Annotated in this window: 18 protein-coding genes; 7 read left to right on the top strand and 11 right to left on the bottom strand. The window is 52.4% G+C overall.

Features of this window, described 5'->3' with window-relative positions; translation table 11 throughout:
- Nucleotides 1–179 precede the first annotated feature (179 nt).
- The gene (locus PCO85_06845; protein WJV55128.1) at nucleotides 180–326 is read right to left on the bottom strand and encodes a hypothetical protein; all 147 of its coding nucleotides are present in this window, start codon (nucleotides 324–326) and stop codon (nucleotides 180–182) included.
- On the opposite strand from PCO85_06845, the gene PCO85_06840 reads away from it, so the two are divergent.
- The 4 genes from PCO85_06840 to PCO85_06825 all read left to right on the top strand — a co-directional run bounded on the left by PCO85_06840 (nucleotide 300) and on the right by PCO85_06825 (nucleotide 4,792).
- The gene (locus tag PCO85_06840; GenBank protein WJV56017.1) at nucleotides 300–509 is read left to right on the top strand and encodes a transporter substrate-binding domain-containing protein; all 210 of its coding nucleotides are present in this window, start codon (nucleotides 300–302) and stop codon (nucleotides 507–509) included. The genes PCO85_06845 and PCO85_06840 overlap by 27 nt on opposite strands.
- On the top strand, nucleotides 506–1,360 hold the full coding sequence (locus tag PCO85_06835; GenBank protein ID WJV55127.1) for an amino acid ABC transporter permease: 855 nt from the start codon (nucleotides 506–508) through the stop codon (nucleotides 1,358–1,360). The genes PCO85_06840 and PCO85_06835 overlap by 4 nt, the downstream gene beginning before the upstream one ends.
- A 218-nt stretch (nucleotides 1,361–1,578) precedes the next feature.
- On the top strand, nucleotides 1,579–2,688 hold the full coding sequence (locus PCO85_06830) for an ABC transporter substrate-binding protein (GenBank protein ID WJV55126.1): 1,110 nt from the start codon (nucleotides 1,579–1,581) through the stop codon (nucleotides 2,686–2,688).
- Nucleotides 2,681–4,792, top strand: a complete 2,112-nt coding sequence (locus PCO85_06825; protein WJV55125.1) for a TonB-dependent siderophore receptor — start codon at nucleotides 2,681–2,683, stop codon at nucleotides 4,790–4,792. The genes PCO85_06830 and PCO85_06825 overlap by 8 nt, the downstream gene beginning before the upstream one ends.
- Nucleotides 4,793–4,882: 90 nt before the next feature.
- Here PCO85_06825 and PCO85_06820 read toward each other — a convergent pair whose 3' ends face one another.
- Nucleotides 4,883–7,315, bottom strand: coding sequence for an ABC transporter permease (locus tag PCO85_06820; protein ID WJV55124.1), 2,433 nt, complete (start codon nucleotides 7,313–7,315; stop codon nucleotides 4,883–4,885).
- Complete coding sequence (locus PCO85_06815; GenBank protein WJV55123.1) at nucleotides 7,312–7,998, bottom strand: ABC transporter ATP-binding protein; 687 nt, start codon at nucleotides 7,996–7,998, stop codon at nucleotides 7,312–7,314. The genes PCO85_06820 and PCO85_06815 overlap by 4 nt, the downstream gene beginning before the upstream one ends.
- On the opposite strand from PCO85_06815, the gene tesA reads away from it, so the two are divergent.
- The 3 genes from tesA (at nucleotide 7,966) to PCO85_06800 (ending at nucleotide 10,333) form a co-directional block, all read left to right on the top strand.
- Nucleotides 7,966–8,604 carry a multifunctional acyl-CoA thioesterase I/protease I/lysophospholipase L1 gene (gene tesA / locus PCO85_06810; protein WJV55122.1) on the top strand — a complete coding sequence of 213 codons (639 nt, stop codon included), beginning with the start codon at nucleotides 7,966–7,968 and terminating at the stop codon, nucleotides 8,602–8,604. The two genes, PCO85_06815 and tesA, sit on opposite strands and share 33 nt — an antisense overlap.
- Nucleotides 8,605–8,632: 28 nt before the next feature.
- A complete protein-coding gene (locus PCO85_06805) occupies nucleotides 8,633–9,409 on the top strand; it encodes an SDR family oxidoreductase (protein WJV55121.1) in 777 nt (258 codons plus the stop codon).
- Between the two features lie 63 nt (nucleotides 9,410–9,472).
- Nucleotides 9,473–10,333 carry a co-chaperone YbbN gene (locus PCO85_06800; GenBank protein ID WJV55120.1) on the top strand — a complete coding sequence of 287 codons (861 nt, stop codon included), beginning with the start codon at nucleotides 9,473–9,475 and terminating at the stop codon, nucleotides 10,331–10,333.
- A gap of 105 nt (nucleotides 10,334–10,438) precedes the next feature.
- Here PCO85_06800 and PCO85_06795 read toward each other — a convergent pair whose 3' ends face one another.
- The 8 genes from PCO85_06795 to menF all read right to left on the bottom strand — a co-directional run bounded on the left by PCO85_06795 (nucleotide 10,439) and on the right by menF (nucleotide 19,591).
- The gene (locus PCO85_06795) at nucleotides 10,439–11,632 is read right to left on the bottom strand and encodes a nicotinamide mononucleotide deamidase-related protein YfaY (GenBank protein ID WJV55119.1); all 1,194 of its coding nucleotides are present in this window, start codon (nucleotides 11,630–11,632) and stop codon (nucleotides 10,439–10,441) included.
- Nucleotides 11,633–11,830: 198 nt separating this feature from the next.
- Nucleotides 11,831–12,376: a YfaZ family outer membrane protein gene (locus tag PCO85_06790; GenBank protein WJV55118.1), complete on the bottom strand. Its 546-nt coding sequence runs from the start codon at nucleotides 12,374–12,376 to the stop codon at nucleotides 11,831–11,833.
- 129 nt (nucleotides 12,377–12,505) lie between these two features.
- Complete coding sequence (gene menE, locus PCO85_06785) at nucleotides 12,506–13,894, bottom strand: o-succinylbenzoate--CoA ligase (GenBank protein ID WJV55117.1); 1,389 nt, start codon at nucleotides 13,892–13,894, stop codon at nucleotides 12,506–12,508.
- Complete coding sequence (gene menC, locus PCO85_06780) at nucleotides 13,882–14,853, bottom strand: o-succinylbenzoate synthase (protein ID WJV55116.1); 972 nt, start codon at nucleotides 14,851–14,853, stop codon at nucleotides 13,882–13,884. The genes menE and menC overlap by 13 nt, the downstream gene beginning before the upstream one ends.
- On the bottom strand, nucleotides 14,853–15,710 hold the full coding sequence (menB, locus tag PCO85_06775) for a 1,4-dihydroxy-2-naphthoyl-CoA synthase (protein ID WJV55115.1): 858 nt from the start codon (nucleotides 15,708–15,710) through the stop codon (nucleotides 14,853–14,855). The genes menC and menB overlap by 1 nt, the downstream gene beginning before the upstream one ends.
- Nucleotides 15,711–15,712: 2 nt before the next feature.
- The gene (gene menH, locus PCO85_06770; protein WJV55114.1) at nucleotides 15,713–16,492 is read right to left on the bottom strand and encodes a 2-succinyl-6-hydroxy-2,4-cyclohexadiene-1-carboxylate synthase; all 780 of its coding nucleotides are present in this window, start codon (nucleotides 16,490–16,492) and stop codon (nucleotides 15,713–15,715) included.
- The gene (menD, locus tag PCO85_06765; protein ID WJV55113.1) at nucleotides 16,486–18,162 is read right to left on the bottom strand and encodes a 2-succinyl-5-enolpyruvyl-6-hydroxy-3-cyclohexene-1-carboxylic-acid synthase; all 1,677 of its coding nucleotides are present in this window, start codon (nucleotides 18,160–18,162) and stop codon (nucleotides 16,486–16,488) included. Before menD ends, menH begins: the two co-directional genes overlap by 7 nt.
- Nucleotides 18,163–18,268: 106 nt before the next feature.
- Nucleotides 18,269–19,591, bottom strand: coding sequence for an isochorismate synthase MenF (menF, locus tag PCO85_06760; protein ID WJV55112.1), 1,323 nt, complete (start codon nucleotides 19,589–19,591; stop codon nucleotides 18,269–18,271).
- Nucleotides 19,592–20,709 lie beyond the last annotated feature (1,118 nt).

The following is a 20,709-nucleotide window of genomic DNA, read 5'->3' as shown; positions in this document are numbered from 1 at the left end:
GCATGATAACCACGTTATCGGCGATGCTCACCGCTGATATAACCCATCGGTTGATCATGTCATCTACTGCTATAAGATAGAGGTTTTACCGATTTCCGTTGACGGAAACCTTCCTGTAAAGTGGACTTCCAGTGGTTAGCATCCTGGTTTGTAGGGAATACTGATGAAGAATCCCCGGTTCAACGCCTATCGCTTTCCCGTTTGATCATGTCCAGGCCATTCCCACGGATGAAGCAATAGCCTTTCAGAATCTGGCACTTGGCCCCGGTAAACGCCTGGATGCCGTCATCTCCGATCGCATCACCGCCAAAGCTCGCCTTGCTCACATGCCCCAGCTACGTATGGTGGCGGAGCTGTATGCCGAACCCAACTGGATCGCTATCGATAAAGGCGACCCTGCATGGAGTAAGACGCTGACCGATACCATTAACGCTCTGCGGGCAGACGGTACGCTGGAAAAAATATCCCGACACTGGTTCGGCGAAGATATTACCCGGATTACACCATGATGCCGCAGCCCTCTTCTCAGACGGAAAACCCTACCCCATCAGCACCAGTAACACCGCCACATATCGGCAATGTCGGATTTCGCCTGCGAACCGGCCTGACCTGGATATTGCTGCTGAGCCTGCTGTTATGGCTGTTTTCCAGCCTGAATATGGATGTCGGACTTATCCGGCAAAAATTGCCTTCACTGCTTGGCCTGCACCTCTCGCCGGATGGTTTCATCCAAGGCGCGGTACTGAGCATCGTCATCACCGTCATTTCCATGCTGTTTTGCACTCTTCTGGCCATTATTACCGCCACAGGACGTCTATCATCCAGCGCACTGGCATTTGGCTGCGCGACGTTTTACGTTTCCCTGTTTCGCGGCACGCCGTTGCTGGTACAGGTGTTGATTATTTACCTGGCGTTGCCACAAGTGGGCATCGTGATAGGGGCATTTGCTTCCGGTATCATTGCGTTATCGCTTAACTACGGTGCTTATCTGGCAGAAACCATCCGTAGTGGTGTGATTGCCGTTCCCCGTGGGCAAAAAGAAGCCGCTATGGCGCTGGGGCTGTCTCGCTGGATTACCGTCACACATGTCATCGCGCCACAGGCATTGCGTATTATCGTGCCCCAGGCCGGTTCACTGTTTATTTCAATGATTAAAGATTCTTCGTTGGTTTCCCTGATGGGATTATGGGAACTGAACTTTCTGGCTCAGTCGTATGGACGCAGTACCTATCACTATATGGAAATGCTGAGCACGGCGGCGGTTATCTATTGGTTGATGTCACTGGTACTGGAGCTGTTACAAGGAAAGCTTGAACGCCATTTTGGCCGTGGCTATCAGCATAATTCCTCCCAACAATAGTGCTTTTCATACTGTAATCAGATGATGTCAGCGCCTGATTTCGCTTGAAAAATATCTCACTGCCACTATCCGTCAGATTTAATTATTTACATAAATTTAGTCATCATGCTGATATATAAGTATTTTTATTCCCATCCTTTCTAGTTCTTTTTTACTTACGTTGCAAACAATAATAATTATTATTATCTTTCCCATCCTTATTATTATGGGAAACATTGATGCGCATCATCCTACTACTGATTTCATCACTGCTTTGTAGCACTCCGTCGCTGGCGAAAACCGTTACCGATATATTAGGTCGTCAGGTTGCTATTCCCGACAATCCACAACGTATTGTGCTGGGTGAAAGCCGGATGCTCTATACGCTGGCGCTGATAGAACCAGGAAATCCTGCCAAACATATAGTGGGATGGCCAAACGATATGGCACGCTACGATGCGCAAAGCTGGCAGCTCTATACAGAAAAATTCCCCGAAATAGCCAACATTCCTCGATTAGGTAATGGCAATCCCAATACCCTTAATGCCGAAATGCTATTACAGCTGAAACCTGATCTGGTCATTCTACCGCGGCTGGCAAAAGGTTCCGACAACGAACAGACACTGCAACAGGTACTGAATCAAGCCGGAATCCCCTTTATTTACGTCGATCTGCGCATCGATCTGCTCAACAACACCCTGCCCAGCATTCACCTGTTGGGAGAGGTGCTAAACCAACCAGAACGAGCGGCGGCGTTCAGCCGTTTTTATCAACAGCACATGGATAAAGTTCGTCAACGCATCAGCCAGTATCACGGCAAGAGAACCACCGTCATGCTGCATTTGCATCTTGGTCGCCGCAATACCTGTTGTACCACCGCGGTAGGCGGCAACCTTGGCGATCTGCTGCGGTTTGCCGGCGGAGACAATATCGCCAGTGGCATTATCACTACCGTTTATGGTCAGCTCAGTCCAGAGCAGGTTCTGGCAGCCAAACCCGACGTCTATATCGCCACTGGCATGGCCGGACCCGGAGGAAAAGGCAACTCAGGTCTGATGCTCGGGCCATTGGTTACCGCAAAACAGGCACAAACAAGCTTCAGTACATCGATCCAACGAGATCCATTGCTTTCGCAGCTTGATGCGGTGAAAAACGGCCGGGCCTGGAGCATGTGGCATAATTTTTACCTCAGCCCTTATCACGTCGTGATGGTAGAGATGTTCGCCAAAGCGCTCTATCCCGATCTATTTAACGATATCGATCCGCAGCTTACCTTAAAACAACTTTATCAGCAGTTCTTACCTATTGGTTTTTCAGGGAATTATTGGAGTCATCTACCACATGAATAAGCGATTATCGCGCGGAGGCTGGCCGCTATTGGCCGCGCTGCCTTTTTACACACTAGCCACACCACAGGGCGATACATTGGTCGTCACTAGTGAAATCGGCACCGATAAGCAGGCGGAAAGCGATTATCAACCACACAAAACGGTGACGGGAACCCGCACTGAGAGCCGTCTTCTGGATGTCCCGCAAGCGGTTAACGTCGTGCAGCAGCAGGTTTTGCAGGATCAGGCGGTGCGGAATATTGATGAGGCGCTATATAACGTCAGTGGCATCACTCAGGCCAATACATTGGGCGGTACGCAGGATGCTCTGATGAAACGCGGTTTTGGTGATAACCGCGACGGTTCTATTTTACGCGATGGTGTTCGCTCTATTCAGGCCCGTAATTTCACGCCTACCACCGAGCGGGTTGAGGTTCTAAAAGGACCAGCGTCAATGCTGTACGGCATGGGGGACCCCGGCGGGATGATCAATATCATCAGCAAAAAACCACAACTGGTGCAAAAAACACATGTAGAGGGCTGGGGCAGCAGCTTTAATGGCGGTGGCGGTCAGTTGGACGTTACCGGTCCGTTAGGCACTTCCGGCCTGGCGTACCGTATGCTGGTTGACCATGATGAAACGGACTATTGGCGTAATTTCGGCCGCAACCGTCAGACGACTATTGCTCCGTCGTTAATGTGGTATGGCGAGAATACCACGATACGTGTGGCCTATGAGCACATGGAATATCTGACCCCATTTGACCGTGGCACCGTTATCGACAGTCGCACCGGCAAGCCGGTCAATACCCCGCGAGAACGCCGTTTTGATGAAAGCTATAACGCGACCCGGGGTGATCAGGACACCATTACGTTTCAGGTAGATCGCACCCTCAACGACCGCTGGAAAAGTCGCATGACCTATTCTTACAGTCGTAATCGTTACAATGATAATCAGGCCCGCGCCACAAAATACAACGCCAATACCGGCATGTTAACCCGTCGTGCGGATTCCACTGCTAATGCCCGTAGTCAGGCACAAGTCGTACAGTTGACCCTGGACGGCGATATTGACTGGGGATCGGTGAACCATCAGTTGCTGTTTGGTGTCGATCACGAAGCAGATCGCACATACCGTGGCGATATGCTTCGCAGCACAGCGGTAGGTGGTTTTAACGTCTTTGACCCGGTGTATGGGCTATTACCGGCATCGACCACCGTCAGTGCTTCAGACAGCGACCAGCGTGAAAATATAGACAGCACAGGTGTGTTTATGCAGGATGCCATGCGCCTCAATGATCACTGGCTGTTGTTGGGTGGCGTGCGCTATGACAGTTTCGATGTCATGGCTGGGAAAGGCCGCCCATTTGTCACCAACACCGATAGTTCAGACAGCCGGCTGGTACCCCGTACCGGCGTTATTTATAACCTGACCTCTTATTCTTCGCTCTACGTCAGCTATAGCGAATCCTTCAAGCCCAACTCATCAACGTCCACACAAATTGGTGCACTGGCGCCAGAATACGGTAAATCTTACGAAATCGGTGCCAAACTGGATCTCCCCAATCGCATCACCGGGAATCTGGCCCTGTTTGATATCCAGAAGCGCAACGTCATGGTCAGTGAACTGGTGGACGGCGAAACTGTTACCCGTACCGCCGGTAAAGTCCGTTCTCAAGGGATTGAAGTGGATATGGCGGGGAAACTGACGAACTCGCTGAGTTTGATCGGTTCCTATGCTTACACCGATGCTCGCGTTACGTCCGATCCAGAAAATCAAGGCAATGAAATGACCAACGTGGCGCGCCACACCGCCTCACTGTTTCTGACGCAGGATTTCGGAACACTCGGTCTGCATGCCGGTGACAATCTGCGGGCCGGCATCGGTGCGCATTATGTCGGGCGTCGTCCCGGTGATGCCGCCAACAGTTTCTATCTGGATGCCTACACGGTTGCCGATGCCTTCGTGTCTTACAGCATGCCGGTAAAAGGGTACAAAGTGAAATGGCAACTTAACCTGAAAAACCTGTTTGATAAAACCTATTATCCGTCCAGTGGCAACAACCTGCGGATTGCCATCGGTGAACCCCGGGAAGTGGTATTGCGCGCCAGCGTCGATTTCTAAGCGGCAAAGCTGATTATTTAACCTGCATTATCAGGATAATGCAGGTTTGGGTTTGATGACAAAGCGCGTATAGCGGCAATAATGAGCTATTCATGCCGAGTAATGTCGGAATAGCGCCTTACCCCGTAACAACCGCAGCCCCAACCAACCTCCACACAGAGAAAGCAGCAGCGCACTGAGTGGCGGTAGTCCGACCCACAACCACAGATTTGGTTGCCACGGAAAATCAAAGACCTTGCGCTGCAATAACCACAACGCCATTTCAGCACCCAATGCCGCCGCGATACCAGATACCAGCCCCAATACAGCGAATTCGCACCACAACGTGGTGCGCAGCAGACGCAGCCCTGCGCCGAGAGTGCGATAGACCATCAGTTCCTGACGGCGCTGACGCATCCCCACCTGAATCTGAGCCAACAACAGCAGAACGCCGCAGAAAATCACCAGCACGACCATAATCTCCAGCGCCTGACTGACTTGCTGCAACACCTGCCCGACCTGTCGCAGAATCGTGCCAATATCCAGCACACTCAATGTCGGAAACCGTCGGTTCAGTTGCGTAATCAGATTGTCATTATCCTCATGATGAAAACTGGTCAGCCAGGATTGTGGCTGGTTATCCAGTACGCCGGGTGGAAAAATAAAGAAAAAATTGGGGCGCATACTTTCCCAGTCCACCTGACGGAAACTGGTGACTTTAGCGCTGAATGGCTGAGTGTCTCCGGTAAACGTCAGCGTATCACCCAGTTTGATACCCAACCGGTTTGCTACGCCCTGCTCCACAGAGACTTCACCCGGTTGTGATGTCCAACGCCCCGCCAGCAGTGGATTGTGATCCGGTAACACCGGTAGCCAGGTCAAATTCAACTCCCGGTTAACCGTTTCGCCCCCTGGCGCATCCTCACGGATCAGTTCAGTGGCCACTTTCCCGTTAATTTCCGTCAGACGGGCACGGACTATCGGATAAAAGATTCCCGGCGTCACCTGGTGTTGTTCAAGAAACGTTTTAACCGTCGGCACCTGTTCCGTCGTGATATTCAGCACAAAATAATTCGGGCTATCGGGCGGCAATTGCTGCTGCCAACGCGCCAACAAATCCCCACGCAGTAACAGTAACAGCGCCAACAGCATAAAAGAGAGGGAAAACGCGGCCAGTTGACTGGCCGTCGCCCACGGTTGCCGCAACAAACGATTGATAGCCAAACGCAACGCCAGCTGTTTTAGCGTTATGCGGCGTAGCAGCAACAGGCTACCCCAGCCAATGGCGGCCAGCAGCAGCGACAACACCGCCATCCCGCCCAGCAGAGACCATAACATCGAACTCCCACCGGAAATCAACACCAGCAGGCTGACAACAATGGCCGCCACCACGGGCAGGTAGTAGCGCAATGGCCACAGGTTAACCACAATATCCTGCCGCAGCACCCGCAATGGCGGGGTCGCCAATAACAGCCGATACGGGCGGAATCCCACCAACAGTGAAATTAGAACCAGCGTACCCAGTGCCCATCCCCACGGCCATAGTCCAGAAGGGGGTAACGTCGCAGGCAACACTGGTGCCAGCATTTTTACCAGCACCGCTTCAAAGAGCAGCCCCAGCAGACAGCCACCGATGGCGGACAGAGCAAGTACAGACAACCATTGCCCGATGATTAACCGCCGCAAAGCCTGGCGTCCGGCCCCCAGGGTTTTCAGGATCGCCACCAGATCATAACGACTGCGGCAATAATGGCTCATGGCGACGGCCACTGCGGCGATAGACAGCAGTAACGTCAGCAGCGCGGATAACAACAGGAATTGTTGGGAACGCTTTAAGGACTGGCTCAGTGCACCTGGCGAATCTTCCATGCCATACCAGCGTTGATCCGGCTTTAGTTGTGGCTGGATAAAATCACCCAATCGGCTGATTTGTTGCGGATTACCGGCAAACATGTAACGCCAGGTGATACGTCCGCCCGGCTGAACGGCACCGGTTTTTTCCACATCAGCCATATTCATCAGGATGCGGGGAGCCATCTGAAAGGGATTAAATCCCGCATCCGGTTCCTGAATCAGCTCCCCGGCAATACGCAACGAGGTATCACCCACATCCAGTGAGTCACCGACCTTAATATTCAGTAATGCCAGCAATCGTGGCGCGACCAATACCGAACCAGGTGTCACACGCAATTGTGGTGGCTTAGTCAGCAACTCACCGTACAACGGATAACGTTCATCAACGGCCTTGACCTGTGCCAGTTGTGCTGTATCTCCAGCGTAGGTCATAGTCATGAAAGAAATCTGTCGGCTGACGGTCAAGCCCTGCTGCCGAGCGTGCTGTAACCAGGATTCGTCCACCGGATGCGAAGCACGCAACACGCGATCACCGGCCAGGAAATCCCGGCTCTGCTGACTCAGCCCTTTCTCCATCCGATCGCTGATCATACCCAGCGCCAACACACAGGCGACCGCTAATGTCAGTGCCAGCCAGACAATCAGTAATGAAGGAGAACGACATTCACGCCAGAACCATCGCCAAATCATTCCGCCTCCCATAATTTTCCATCCAGCAGATGCAAGCGACGTTCACAACGTGCGGCCAGTTGTTCATCGTGGGTCACCAAGATCAAGGTGGTTGCATAGTCACGGTTGAGAGAAAACAGCAGATCGGCGATGCGTTCACCGGTTTTGCGATCCAGATTACCGGTCGGCTCATCGGCAAACAGCACGCCAGGACGGCCACTGAACGCTCTCGCCAACGCCACCCGTTGTTGTTCTCCGCCGGAAAGCTGAGCTGGCAGATGGTGCAGTCGGCCACCCAAGCCCAGTTGTTGCAGTAATTGTTCAGCTTGCTCACGACTCTGTCGGTCACTTTCCCCACGCAACAAGGCGGGCAATTGCACATTCTCCAGCGCATTCAGCGTCGGCACCAGCATAAAGGATTGAAACACAAATCCGACGTCTTTGGCGCGTAGTGCGGCGCGCCCTTCCTCGTCCAGTTGGTTCAGCGATTGCCCCATTAGCGAGACTTCACCTTCACTACCATCATCAAGTCCGGCCAGAATACCCAACAGGGTCGATTTACCGGAACCCGACTCACCAATCAAGGCAATCGTCTGCGCAGGTTTGACAACCAGCTCAACTCCGGTGAGGATTGAGAGCTGGTGTTCCCCTTGACCAACGTGTTTACCAAGATGATGAACTTCAAGAATGTTTTCCGCTGGCATTTTCTCGTCCTTTTGCTTCTGGTATTACTCAGTGTACGTGCTCTGGCGGCCAATACGCTATTAGTGCTGGGCGATAGCCTGAGTGCTGGCTATCGTATACCGGCCGCCACGGCCTGGCCCGCGTTGCTGAATCAAAAATGGCAAAACGCACCAGATGGTGTAAAAATTGTCAATGCCAGCATCAGCGGTGATACCGCTGCTCAGGGGCTGGCGCGACTGCCGGCATTACTACGGCAACACCAACCACGCTGGGTACTGATAGAGTTGGGTGGCAACGACGGCCTGCGTGGTTTTCCACCACAAAATCTGGAACAGGATCTGGCCCGGATTATTACACGGGTCAAAGAAGCGAAAATAGAGCCATTGCTGATGCAAATCCGCTTGCCAACCAACTACGGACGACGCTATACCGAATCGTTCAGCGCTGTTTATCCTCGTTTATCCAAACGGTTTACTATTCCTTTGCTGCCCTTTTTTATGGAGCAGGTTTACCTGAAACCGGAATGGATTCAGGAAGACGGTATTCATCCGACCCGCGATGCGCAGCCTTTTATCGCTGACTGGATGGCAAAACAGCTCAAACCATTAGTTAAACACGGCTCCTGATATTTAGGGCTTTTAGTTAGGTAAAGTTATGCAAAAAGCGGTTTTAATTACCGGCTGTTCCAGCGGCATCGGTCTGATTGCGGCGCAGTATCTGCAACAACGCGGTTATCGGGTGCTGGCTACCTGTCGGCGGTCAGAAGATGTTGTCCGGATGACTACGCTGGGCCTGGAAGGTATCGAACTCGATCTTGATGACCCAGACAGCGTGGAACGGGCGGCGGCCCAGGTGATAACCTTGACCGATAACCGGCTTTACGCGCTGTTCAATAACGCCGGTTATGGCTTATACGGACCGCTTAGCACCCTTTCACGCCAGCAGCTGGAACAACAGTTTTCCAGTAATCTGTTCGGCACCCATCAATTGACACAACTGTTGCTCCCCGCCATGCTGCCATACGGCGAAGGACGGATCATCCAGACCAGCTCGGTAATGGGATTGGTAGTCACGCCTGGCCGCGGTGCCTATGCTGCCAGCAAATATGCGCTGGAAGCCTGGTCTGATGCATTGCGTATGGAGTTGTATGGCAGCGGTCTTCACGTATCACTGATTGAACCCGGGCCACTGGCTACGCGTTTCACAGACAATGTCAGCCAGACTCAAACCGACAAACCGGTGACCAATCCCGGTATTGCCAGACGTTTTACCTTACCGCCAGAAGCCGTGCTACCCAAATTGCAGCATGCACTGGAAAGCTCACACCCCAAGTTACGTTATCCGGTGACGCTGATAGCCTATGCGCTTTCATGGTTACGGCGCTTGCTCCCCGGACGTGCACTGGATCACCTGTTACGCACCCGTTCCTGATACGGGCTTGAAATGGTGGCATTTGTCCCCCATAACTAATTGAAACGGATAAGAGAGAATTCCATGCCAGAACAACACGCCAACGTTATTGAAATTAACGAAACCAATCTGCATCAGGTGCTGGAACAATCCATGAATGCGCCGGTGCTGTTTTATTTCTGGTCTGCCCATAGCCAACACTGTCAGGAACTGGGGCTAGTGCTGGACAAACTGGCTCGCGAGTATACCGGCCAGTTTACACTGGCCAAAGTTGACTGTGATGCGGAACAACGCGTGGCCGCCCAGTTCGGGTTACGTGCCATCCCTACCCTATATTTATTTAAAGATGGTCAGCCGGTAGATGGTTTACAAGGACCGCAGCCAGAAGAGGCTATCCGCGAATTGCTGCTGCGCGTGCTGCCGAGAGAAGAAGATCTGAAAACGGCTGAAGCCCAACAATTGATTCAGGAAGGTAAACTGCCGGAAGCGATGCCGTTGCTGAAACACGCCTGGCAATTGGATCCAAAGCGCAGTGACATCGCGCTGCTACTGGCTGAAGTACAGATTCAGCTTAATCGAGCTGAAGACGCGGAAGCGGTGCTGGCCAAAATCCCGTTACAGGATCAGGATACCCGCTATCACGGTCTGGTGGCAAAAATAGAATTGATGAAACAGGCAGCAGATACGCCGGAAATTCAGCTGTTACAACAACAATTGGACGCTAATCCAGATAATGCGGAGTTGGTGGTGCAATTAGGGCTGCAACTGCATCAGGTCGGGCGCAACGAAGAAGCCCTGGAATTGCTGATGAATGTGCTGAAGAAAGATATGTCGGCCGCTGACGGTAGCGCACGTAAAACCCTGATGGACATCATGGCAGCATTAGGAACTGGGGATGCGCTGGCTGCCCGCTATCGCCGCCAACTGTACTCTATGCTGTACTAATCCCTGACGATAAAAACCCGCCGCAATGGCGGGTTCAGTATGCGAGCCGGGAGTGACACAAGATCAAGACCTGTCACCGACCTCCGGGCAAACACTGATACTGATTTACAGCGTCTCCAGTACCGTGATCCAACCGTGACCACCATATACCGACCAGCCATTTAACCATCGACGCATCATATTCATCGCCAGCATCGCTACCACTTCCTGATGGATTTTCAGACTATGGCGCTGAACAGTAAACTGAATGGTCTGGGCAAAAGTGCCGTCCGGCGTGTGTAACGCCAGTGACAATCGATCATCCTGTAACGCCCCTATATATAGTGCCAGTGGTGCGTTATGACGGGCAGCCAGTTGGCAGGTCTGCTCCGCCAGAAATGGCAGATCAGGCTGGCTTCTCATGGTCAATAACTCGCCTCCCGCCAACGGGACATTGGCTGACTGCAACTGCCAGTTGAGCAATCCCGCGGTAAACTGTTCACTGACTGCCACACACAGTTGACGCTCATCCAACCGGCGAGCCAACTGTGCCGGTAATCCTTCCGTCCCTTCAAAAACCATATTTTCACCGGCAACCTGACGCACCTGCTCCCATACGGTTTCCATCGCATGACGCTGCGACGCCGGCCCGGTCAGCTTCAGTTCAATAATCGGCATAGACGAGCGATAACCCAGCACCGATCCTTCAGGCAACAGCAAACCATCCAACTGGTTGGCAAGATCACTTTCAGACCGACCAAAAGTGGTTAAACGCAGACACAACGGCGCATCAGCCACCTCAAAACGCTGCCGCAGTCGCGGCATAATTTGTTGTTCTACCATCACTTTAAATTCAGATGGCACGCCCGGAGTAAAAAACATCAGACATTGATTTAGCGTCAGGGCAAAGCCACAAGCGGTTCCCACCGGATTATCCACCAGTTCGGCACTCGCCGGGATCTGTGCCTGCTTGCGGTTGCTGGGTGCCATGACCCGATTGCGTCCGGTAAAAAACGCTTCCATTCGGGCAATCCACTCTGGATGTTCGACCAGCGTTTCACCCGCGGCGGTAGCCGCAGCAAGTGAACTCAAATCATCACTGGTCGGCCCCAGTCCACCGTTGACAATCAGTACATCGGCAAACTGGCTCCGCTGGGTCAGCGCGGTGGCCAGCGCGTCAAGATCATCTCCTACCGTCATACGGCTCGACATCGGTAATCCCTGCTGGAACAAATAGTCAGCCAGCCATGCCGCGTTGGTATCCACAATCTGACCGTGCAGCACTTCATCACCCGTACACAGCATCTCAACCCTAAGCATTCGTTATTCCCCGTGATGGTTTTCAGTCACTTTAAAAAGTCACCGGTTCAAATACAACGCTTGTTTTAATTATTGATGAAAACACTAGGGAGAATCGTGCCCCGTTAAAAAACCACTGCTCTTCCGTTGGTTGACAGATACAAAAAAAGGGTGAGCAATTAACCCTCCCCTTTTTTTCGCAATCTTCGCTGTACTGCGTTAAAAACTCAGGCCCAGCCCCACATATGCAGTATCGGCAACTTTATTATCATTATCACTTTCACCCGACGCCATATTGATATAACGATAACCGACATCAACAGACAACGGACGGAATACCTGCCAACGCACCCCGGCTTTGGCTTCCACATAATGATCAACATGGCTGGAGAACGCATCCGGTGAATAATAACCCTCACCATAAAGCGAGAATGAACTGTTCAACGGTATCTGCAACCCACCGCCCAGCGCAACACCATAACCATCGTCAAAATGGTTCTGGTTCATATACACCCCTTTCGCTCCCACGGTCAAAGAGGCATTACTCAGACTAAATGTGTAACCTAGTCCCAGGCTGTAGGAGTCATTACTGTGATCGCTATTATGTCCCCAACCCACATTTCCGGACAGCCCAGGGACTGGCAGTCCAAACCCGGCGCTAGCTCCCACATAATCACTGCCGGCTTCTCCTGAAACACTGACGGCCTGAGCCGATGCTGTGGCAAGCAGCAGGCTCCCTGCACAGGCAATCACGAACTTTTTCATTATAAAAATCCTTAAAACAGTAGATTAAACGCACATAAAACGTGCCACGATAGCCTCGACGAGGCTATCTGAATTTATGGGCCATTGTCGCTCAGAGCGGCGTATTCGCCCACATGAATATACGCCTGCTCAGCCGCATGATGCTCGTTGCCGCTGCACCCAGGTTTTCACTTGCTGACGGGAAATTTTAATGCCGCCGGTTTTTAATTCCAGAGGTAGATGGTAGTAAGCTATCGGGCGTTGAAATCCGGCCAACTGTGGTGACAACCAATCACGCAGGCTTTCCAGCGCCACGTCTTCTGTCACTGCAACAACGGCTACTGGCCGATGGCCAAACTCCTCATCATCCACTGGCACCACACAAGCATATTCAACAGCGGGATGTCGCAACAGCACCGCTTCCACATCTTCAGGCTGGATTCCTTCTCCGGCACTAAAAAACTGATTATCCAACCGCCCGAGAATACGCCATTCAGCCTGTTCCTGACAGCCACGATCACGAGTATGAAACCAGCCATCATCATCAGTCAGCGGGATTAACCGACCATCTCGCCAGTATCCCGATGCCAGACTGCTGCCGCGCAGCAAAATTTCGTCATTGAGCAAGCGGACTTCCCGACCGGCCAGTACGCTCCCTACACCAGGACGCCCATCCGCACGCTTGGCACAAACAGTGGAAGCCAGCTCGGTCAGGCCATAACCACACCAGCAGCGAATCCCTTGAGCCTCGGCCTGCTGCGTCAGTAATTGTGGGATCATCGCACCGCCCAACAACACGTTTTTCAATGTTTGCGGTCTCTCGTTCTGCGACAACAGGCGCCACAGTTGGGTAGGCACCAGCGAAGCATGGGTACAATCCCACAATGCCACAGGTAATGGCCGGGAAGGTCGAACCACCAGCGTCGCACCAGCCACCAGCCAACGCCAGACAATGCCCTGACCGGAAACATGAAACAGCGGTAACGATAATAACCAGCGTTCTCCCGGCCCGAATGACATCAGTTGCAACACACCTTCCGCACTGGCCAGATGCGCAGCGTAGTGATGTACCGCCGCTTTGGGCATGCCACTCGATCCAGACGTTAGCGTCATCGTGGCAAATCGCTGCGATTGCCACTCCAGCCTGGATGGCGGTCTGAGTACTACTGACGTTGTTAAGTGGAGTCGCCTGATACCAACAGGCCAGGATTGATTTTTCAGGCAAAGCGCAAAATCAATATTCAGCGCGATCAACAGTTCATCGGTCAAGACATTAGGCAGTTGTGGATTGAGCGGCAACAATCGCGCTCCGCATTGCAGCAGGGCCAGATAACACAACAGCATCTCACTGCTGTTTTTTCCTCGCAGCGCCACACCACAGCCAGGGACAACGCCCTGCTGCACAAAATTAGCTGAGAGATCATCAAGATACCCGGCCAGCTGCTGCCAGCTCCAGTCCGTATCCTCAACGATCAACGCCGTCGCTTGTGGACAGCGACTGGCCCATACGTGCCAGGGCCAGTCGTTCAAGATTGCCATACCACGTCCAGTTGACCGACATCCAGTAACGGCAACGCACTATCAGGCCAACGGCGGACAATCTGCGCCTGCATCAGATCCAGTGTGTCGAGCCCCGGTATGGTCAATGGCGTTAGCCACCCTGCCAGGCGCGCCAGTTGTGTCAATCCCAGACTAGATTCAATACTGGAACTGATGACCGCCGTTAATCCTGCCTGATGGGCCTGATGTACCAATTGCTGGCAGCGAGCGATACTGCCGATCAAGGTTGGCTTAATAATAATGGCGCTAACGCCCGGTTCAGCTTCCACTTGAAAGTCCGCCTCGCGCACGCTTTCATCCCAGGCAATATTGATCCCGGTTGTCAGCGCAAAATCACGAGACTCCTCACGGGTTTTGCAAGGCTCTTCCAGAAACGCAATCCGTGAACGCAGTTCTGGAGCGACATAACGGGCAAAGCCATCAGCCTTGATCCGTGTCCAACTACGGTTAGCATCCAAACGCAACGAGAGATCAGGCAACGCCTCCAGCAATACGCTGACCACCATGCCGTCACGTACCGCTTCATACAATCCGACTTTGACCTTGGCCACTTTGTCGCCTGGCAACCCTTGCAACATGGCAAACAACTCGTCTGGATCGCCGCTGCACAGCGGCACTTTACGGTAGTCCGCCTCAATGGGTAACTGCTGCGACAACTCCGCCAACGCACAGCTCAGTCCGAAAGCGACAGACGGCGGTAACGAGTCAGACACCCTGTCACCGGCCAGCCACCGCGGTAATTGCTCAAGAACTGCTGTTTCCGCTTCGGCCAGCGTTTCGATACTGAACTGCGGCAGAGGCGCAATTTCACCCCAGCCCTGCTGTCCATTCTGTTGCAGGCAGACAATTAATCCGTCACGGGTTTTCAGACGCTGGTTACGCAGCACGACGCCGGCATCCATCGGCACGCTGTAACGATAGAGAGTTACCTTACGCATTATGGATTCCGCCGGAATTTGCTGAAGTCAGGCTGCCGTTTTTCATTAAAGGCGTTACGACCTTCCTGTCCTTCATCCGTCATATAGAACAGCATGGTGGCGTTACCCGCCAATTCTTGTAATCCGGCCTGACCATCACAGTCCGCATTCAATGCCGCTTTCAGGCAACGCAACGCCATTGGGCTGTTTTGCAGCATTTCACGACACCAGCGCACGGTCTCTTTTTCCAGCTCAGCCAACGGAACCACTGTATTGACCAACCCCATGTCCAGCGCTTGCTGCGCATCATACTGACGGCACAGAAACCAGATTTCACGGGCCTTTTTCTGACCGACGATGCGCGCCATGTACGATGCTCCCCATCCACCATCAAACGATCCCACTCGCGGACCAGTCTGGCCGAAAATGGCATTTTCAGCCGCAATGGTCAGGTCACACATCATATGCAGCACATGCCCGCCACCGATGGAGTAACCGGCGACCATTGCCACCACGGGTTTTGGGCAGGTTCGAATCTGGCGTTGAAAATCCAGCACATTCAGATGGTGAACACCGCTGTCATCCTGATAACCACCGTAGTCGCCACGGACTTTCTGATCGCCACCAGAACAAAACGCTTTATCCCCGGCGCCCGTCAGAATAACAGTGCCAATGCCGTCGTCATAACGGGCGTTTTCCAGCGCCTGCATCATCTCTTTCACTGTTTGTGGACGGAAAGCGTTACGTACCTGAGGGCGATTAATAGTGATTTTAGCGATACCATCAACCGATTTGTGATAAAGAATATCGACAAAATCACCGCTGCAATCATGCCATTCTACCGGGGCATAAAGCAGTTCTTCACTGGGATACAGCATAGTCATTGTTCCTTAGAGGGATGCGAAATAAACCAACGAATCCGTGCGGCATAGTCCGCCGGATTCGCCTGATGAGCGTTATGACCGGCATTGGCCACGCTCAAGAGCGGTAATTGATATTGTGCTGCCAACGCCTGAAATTTGTTATCATTGTCGCCACACAGGTAGCCAAACGGCACGCGAAGCTGGCGCAGTTTATCCACCAGCCACGGCTGGCGGGACAACGAAGTTGCCTCCATCATACTCGCCACAGCGGGGCCATGGTTGTGGCTGCGCCGTTCAGTCAGCGCGTCACGCTGCATTTTGTTCAGATCGGCAAATACCGGCTGCATGTACCAGTCCGGTAATACCTGCTGCAACGGCTCGGTGCGAAAACGCGCCGCCCAGTGTGCATCATGCTGTTGCCGTGCTTCCCGCTGCGCGACATCGGCCAGACCGGGATGCCCGCCCTCCACCAGTAATCCACGTAGCCCGGGGTCATCACGCTGGCATGCGTGATACATGGCGAGACGGCCACCCAACGAATACCCCAGCAGCCAATAATCCGTCACCGATTGCTGAACCAACAGGTCTTGCAACTGTTGGCTAGCCGTAGCAAAACTGTCCGCCGCGACCCATCGAGACGCACCGTGACCGGGAAGATCCACCAGTAACACCGGACGATCCTGCAAAAATGGCAGTAGCGCTTGCCAATCTTCACCGCTGCCAAGCAACCCATGCAGGAACACCAGCCATGGTTGCCCTGGCTGCGCCGCTCCGATTTTCTGGCAATGTATTACCATGATGCCACCTCGGAAAGCAGCTGGTTCAACGTTTCAGCCCCCGCTTTCGGCGTTACCACCACCTCCAACAGGGTAGTGTCGCACTGTTGCCAACCTTGCGTGACCGCGTCTTCTACCTGTTGCCAGTTCTCCGCTCGTACATAACGCAAGCCAAACATCGCCGCCGCATGGCTGAACTCCACCTGCTGCGGCATACAGTAAAACATTTCCCGTTGTTCTGGCGGTGTTGGTAGCAGAGAAAATATCTGCCCACCGTTATTGTTAACCACAATGAGCACCAAGGGTGCTGGCACCTGACGCAATAACGCCAGCGCATTGAGATCATAAAGCGCCGACAGATCGCCAATGATACCCAGTGTCGGACGACCATTTGCCCGCTGCACACCAGCCAGCGTAGAAATCAGACCGTCAATACCGCTAGCCCCACGGTTACTGTAAACCGAATATCCAGCCGGCAATTGCGCCAAAGCATCCACCAGACGCACAGTCAGGCTGTTACCCACAAAAAATTGCCCATCTGTAGGCAGCAATTCGGGAACACGATGCGCCAGTTGCGCCTCACCAAAACCGAAAGTCAGTCGAGAAACCACCTGCTGATGTACTCGCCCGACACAGTCGTCGAGTGCTTTCGCCCAGGGAGCCTGAGCGGAAGAAGGATGGGCCGTCAGCCAGACACCGATATCAGCCACCAGTCGCCGCCCACGATGTTGGGCCGGGTCAAGACGCCCCGATAATGGATCAACCAGCCAGTATTCCAGCGGCTGGCTCGCTGCCTGCCATTGCAATAACCGTTTTCCGGTCAGGCTACCACCAAACTGCACGACCAGTTCGGCCTGTTGCAAAATCGCAGCCTGCGGGTGTGCCAACCATAAATCTGCGCATGGCAACGGCTGTCCGCTTTGTGAGAGAACATCGCCAATCAGTGGCCAACCAAGCTGTTGTGCCCAATGGGCAATTTTTTCACCCTGCTCTGCCGGCACTCGCCCAACGATGACCACACCGCGTTTCTTCTGCCATGACAGCCAGTCCGGCTGCATAATACACCCGGCCGGCGCAGTATCCGCCCGCAGCCAGGGGGAACCATCCCGCCACCAGTCTCCCAGCGTTTGCAGCCAATCCTGGTAAATATCCGGGTCATCAGCACCATAGAGTGGTTCGGCAAATGGACAATTGATATGCACAGCGCCATAAGAAAGTGATGTCAGGGCGTTATCAACGGCAGATACCAGCCAACAGGCAGAAATATCGGGTGTCGGACGGGGCAGGCTCAGTGTTTGCTGCGGATGTGAAGCAAACATGCCTGCTTGACGAATAGCCTGATTTGCCCCGCAGTCAATTAGCTCTGGCGGACGATCGGCGGTCAATACGACCAATCGTTCACCGGTCAACCCCGCCTCTATCACTGCCGGATAAAGGTTGGCGGCTGCCGTACCCGACGTCACAACGATCGCGACGGGTTCACGTCCTGCCTTCGCCAGCCCTAACGCCAGATGTCCCAATCCACGCTCATCAAAATGCGTATGGCAAATCAACGCCGGATGATTGGCGGCGACAAGCGTCAATGGCGTAGATCGAGAGCCAGGTGCGATGCAGACATGGTGTACACCGTGACGGGTCAGCGCTTCGAACAACACTGAAGCCCAGCGGTGGTTAAATACATTTGTGGACATGATCGTCTCAACAACTCTGGTTGCGGGTTGTAGTCATAATTATATTTTTTCTGTACCATCGACTTTGATATAAACCAGCAACTGGCACAACGAACATAAAACAAAACTATGACATATCACCGTCTAATAGCGATTTAAGTCCAGCGGCCTTGTTTTCCAGCTCCTGCCACTCTTGTTGTGGATCAGAACCAGCCACAATACCGGCACCGGCATACAGCGTTAGTATATTTTCCGCGATATCTGCCGAGCGTAGCGCCACACAAAACTCCGACTGCTGACGGGAAAGATAACCGGCAGATCCAGCGTACCAACGACGGTCAAACGGCTCATGCTGCGCCAAGAATTGTCGGGCTGCTACTCGCGGTAATCCTGCCACCGCCGCAGTGGGCTGTAGCAGGTGGAGGCAGACACGGTCCGAAGCTTCACGCAATGTTACCTGAATGGACCGTCGCAGATGCTGAACTTTGCGCAAACGAACAACCTCAGGTCGCATTACATCCAGCGTCAGTGCCGACTGACGCAAGCGCTGGCAGATATCGTCCACCACCAGCATGTTTTCACACTGGTTTTTCACATCATTCATCAACCAGTCGGCCAGTTCTGCCGCGCGCCTGTCGTCCCGATCACTGGCTACGGTCCCAGCAAGGGCTTCTGTTTCCAGTTGATTTATCTGACGGAGATACAAACGTTCGGGGCTGGACCCCAGAAAAGCCTGATGGGCATCAAACGCCAGCATAAAGTGATAACAGCGATGATTGACTGCACGACTGGCGGCCATAAACGTTGTCGCCCGCAACGGCGTATCCAGCGTCAGGGTGGTCGCCCGAGCAGGAACTACCTTTTCCATTTTGCCAGCGTTAATGTCTTCCAGCGCGTGGTGCAACATATCGATCCACTGCTGGCGATCAGGTTGGTGCTGCGTGTGCTTAATTACCGCATATAGCGGCGGTAGGACGTGTAATGGGACAAGCTGGCGCATAAACGCCAGAGCCTGATGCGCATCATCCTGCAACGATGTGTCACTGAACAGGTTAACGCACACCTGCAACAGATTACCCTGTCGCAATAGCGCAATACGTGGCAAGAACAGGTAGCTCGCTATCTGCTCTCCGTCCTGCTGCTGTTGCCCGAAAGCATTCAACCCCCAGATACGAACACGGTTATCAGCCGTATGCTGCTGCAAAAACGTTTCTGCTTCTCCAATATTATTGAAGTTACAGGCCTGGCCACACACGGCGGCGTCTTCATCATCCTGACGGTGCTGCCAGTAAAATTGGGGGTACAAGGGCTGTGACGCCAACCATGCCAGTGATAAGGAGGTTTCAGTCAGCGTCATCGACAATGTAATGGGCCGAAAGCCGGCTTTCTTTGGCAATGGTTTACTTAATTCTTTCTGCATGCGTTGCAACAAGCCTGAAAGTTGCTTCACGTTAACCCCAGCATCCTAACTGAAAGGATGGAATTATACGGGCCGTCTCGTAGAAACGAAATGCCACATAAGTACGATCCCGCATCAATCGCAAAATCCACTATCTCAGATAATAAAAAATGGCCGAGTGAGGTCCAAAAATGGAAAAAATAATCAAAGGCGACCAACGCATTCGCAACTCGAAGTATAACGGGTGCGTACTTAATAGATTTTAAGTTACAGATATGAGTAATCTCGTGGATGACACGGCAATAAATACGGCGTTTAATCGGGAATAGCGCCCGCCAGATAAAGCACTAAAAAGTGTAATCTCTAGCCATCTCAACGTTTATCATTTAAAAGTTGAGATACATACTCTATTTTTAAACACATAAAATAACATTTATTTACAACCTGATACGACAAATGCGTGACCAATAGGAAAAAATCATTAAAGATAAGTATAATCAATAAATTACAACCATAACCTTTCATTAAAAATAATAATTATAATTTTTTCATATTTAAATATGAGATATTTCAGCATAATTGCCTATTCATACACAAATGTCATGAATGAAACACATTCTGTCGATATATAATATCATTTCGCATTAAGTGATAAAAAAGTAGAAAATGAACTCTTTACACTAATCACCCTTCATCATCTTCATTCCTCTATTAAGAATATTTTCTTTTCTATTGCCGGTTCGTCCGGCATTTTTTATAGTTCGATAGAACCTGCTATACCCCAAATAATTCGAGTTGCAGGAAGGCGGAAAGAGAGTGAATCCCGAGGAGCTTACTCAGGTAAGTGATTCGGGTGAACGAACGCCGCCAACACACCTGCAACTTGAAGTATGGCGGGTATATACCCAATAGATTTCGAGTTGCAGAAAGACGTCAAGTGAAGGAATCCCGATGTGCCCACTCAGGTAAGTGATTCAGGTAACAAATCTGTCAAGAGCAGATTTGAACCCTGTTTATAGCGGCGCCCAAAGGGTGGGGTCAGCTCATGGGCACGTCATTGGACGCCGCCAACGCACCTGCAACTTGAAAGATGACGGATATATCACTGTGTTTAACGCCCATATTCCTCATTTCGCAATCTCGCAGAGAAAAACGCTTCCCTTCGCGAT

This window comes from Prodigiosinella aquatilis (genome assembly GCA_030388725.1).
Lineage (GTDB): Bacteria > Pseudomonadota > Gammaproteobacteria > Enterobacterales > Enterobacteriaceae > Prodigiosinella > Prodigiosinella aquatilis.
Note: the sequence above shows the minus strand (reverse complement) of the source record. Positions and strands in the feature narration are given on the sequence as shown.

What these genes read in the sequence shown, in the direction of transcription:
- menD (WJV55113.1), bottom strand. Translation starts at nt 18,162, where the DNA reads ATGTCCACAAATGTATTTAACCACCGCTGGGCTTCAGTGTTGTTCGAA.
- PCO85_06800 (WJV55120.1), top strand. Translation starts at nt 9,473, where the DNA reads ATGCCAGAACAACACGCCAACGTTATTGAAATTAACGAAACCAATCTG.
- PCO85_06825 (WJV55125.1), top strand. Translation starts at nt 2,681, where the DNA reads ATGAATAAGCGATTATCGCGCGGAGGCTGGCCGCTATTGGCCGCGCTG.
- PCO85_06790 (WJV55118.1), bottom strand. Translation starts at nt 12,376, where the DNA reads ATGAAAAAGTTCGTGATTGCCTGTGCAGGGAGCCTGCTGCTTGCCACA.
- menB (WJV55115.1), bottom strand. Translation starts at nt 15,710, where the DNA reads ATGCTGTATCCCAGTGAAGAACTGCTTTATGCCCCGGTAGAATGGCAT.
- menH (WJV55114.1), bottom strand. Translation starts at nt 16,492, where the DNA reads ATGGTAATACATTGCCAGAAAATCGGAGCGGCGCAGCCAGGGCAACCA.
- menC (WJV55116.1), bottom strand. Translation starts at nt 14,853, where the DNA reads ATGCGTAAGGTAACTCTCTATCGTTACAGCGTGCCGATGGATGCCGGC.
- PCO85_06815 (WJV55123.1), bottom strand. Translation starts at nt 7,998, where the DNA reads ATGCCAGCGGAAAACATTCTTGAAGTTCATCATCTTGGTAAACACGTT.
- PCO85_06795 (WJV55119.1), bottom strand. Translation starts at nt 11,632, where the DNA reads ATGCTTAGGGTTGAGATGCTGTGTACGGGTGATGAAGTGCTGCACGGT.
- menE (WJV55117.1), bottom strand. Translation starts at nt 13,894, where the DNA reads ATGGCAATCTTGAACGACTGGCCCTGGCACGTATGGGCCAGTCGCTGT.
- PCO85_06835 (WJV55127.1), top strand. Translation starts at nt 506, where the DNA reads ATGATGCCGCAGCCCTCTTCTCAGACGGAAAACCCTACCCCATCAGCA.
- tesA (WJV55122.1), top strand. Translation starts at nt 7,966, where the DNA reads ATGATGAACTTCAAGAATGTTTTCCGCTGGCATTTTCTCGTCCTTTTG.
- PCO85_06830 (WJV55126.1), top strand. Translation starts at nt 1,579, where the DNA reads ATGCGCATCATCCTACTACTGATTTCATCACTGCTTTGTAGCACTCCG.
- PCO85_06805 (WJV55121.1), top strand. Translation starts at nt 8,633, where the DNA reads ATGCAAAAAGCGGTTTTAATTACCGGCTGTTCCAGCGGCATCGGTCTG.
- PCO85_06820 (WJV55124.1), bottom strand. Translation starts at nt 7,315, where the DNA reads ATGATTTGGCGATGGTTCTGGCGTGAATGTCGTTCTCCTTCATTACTG.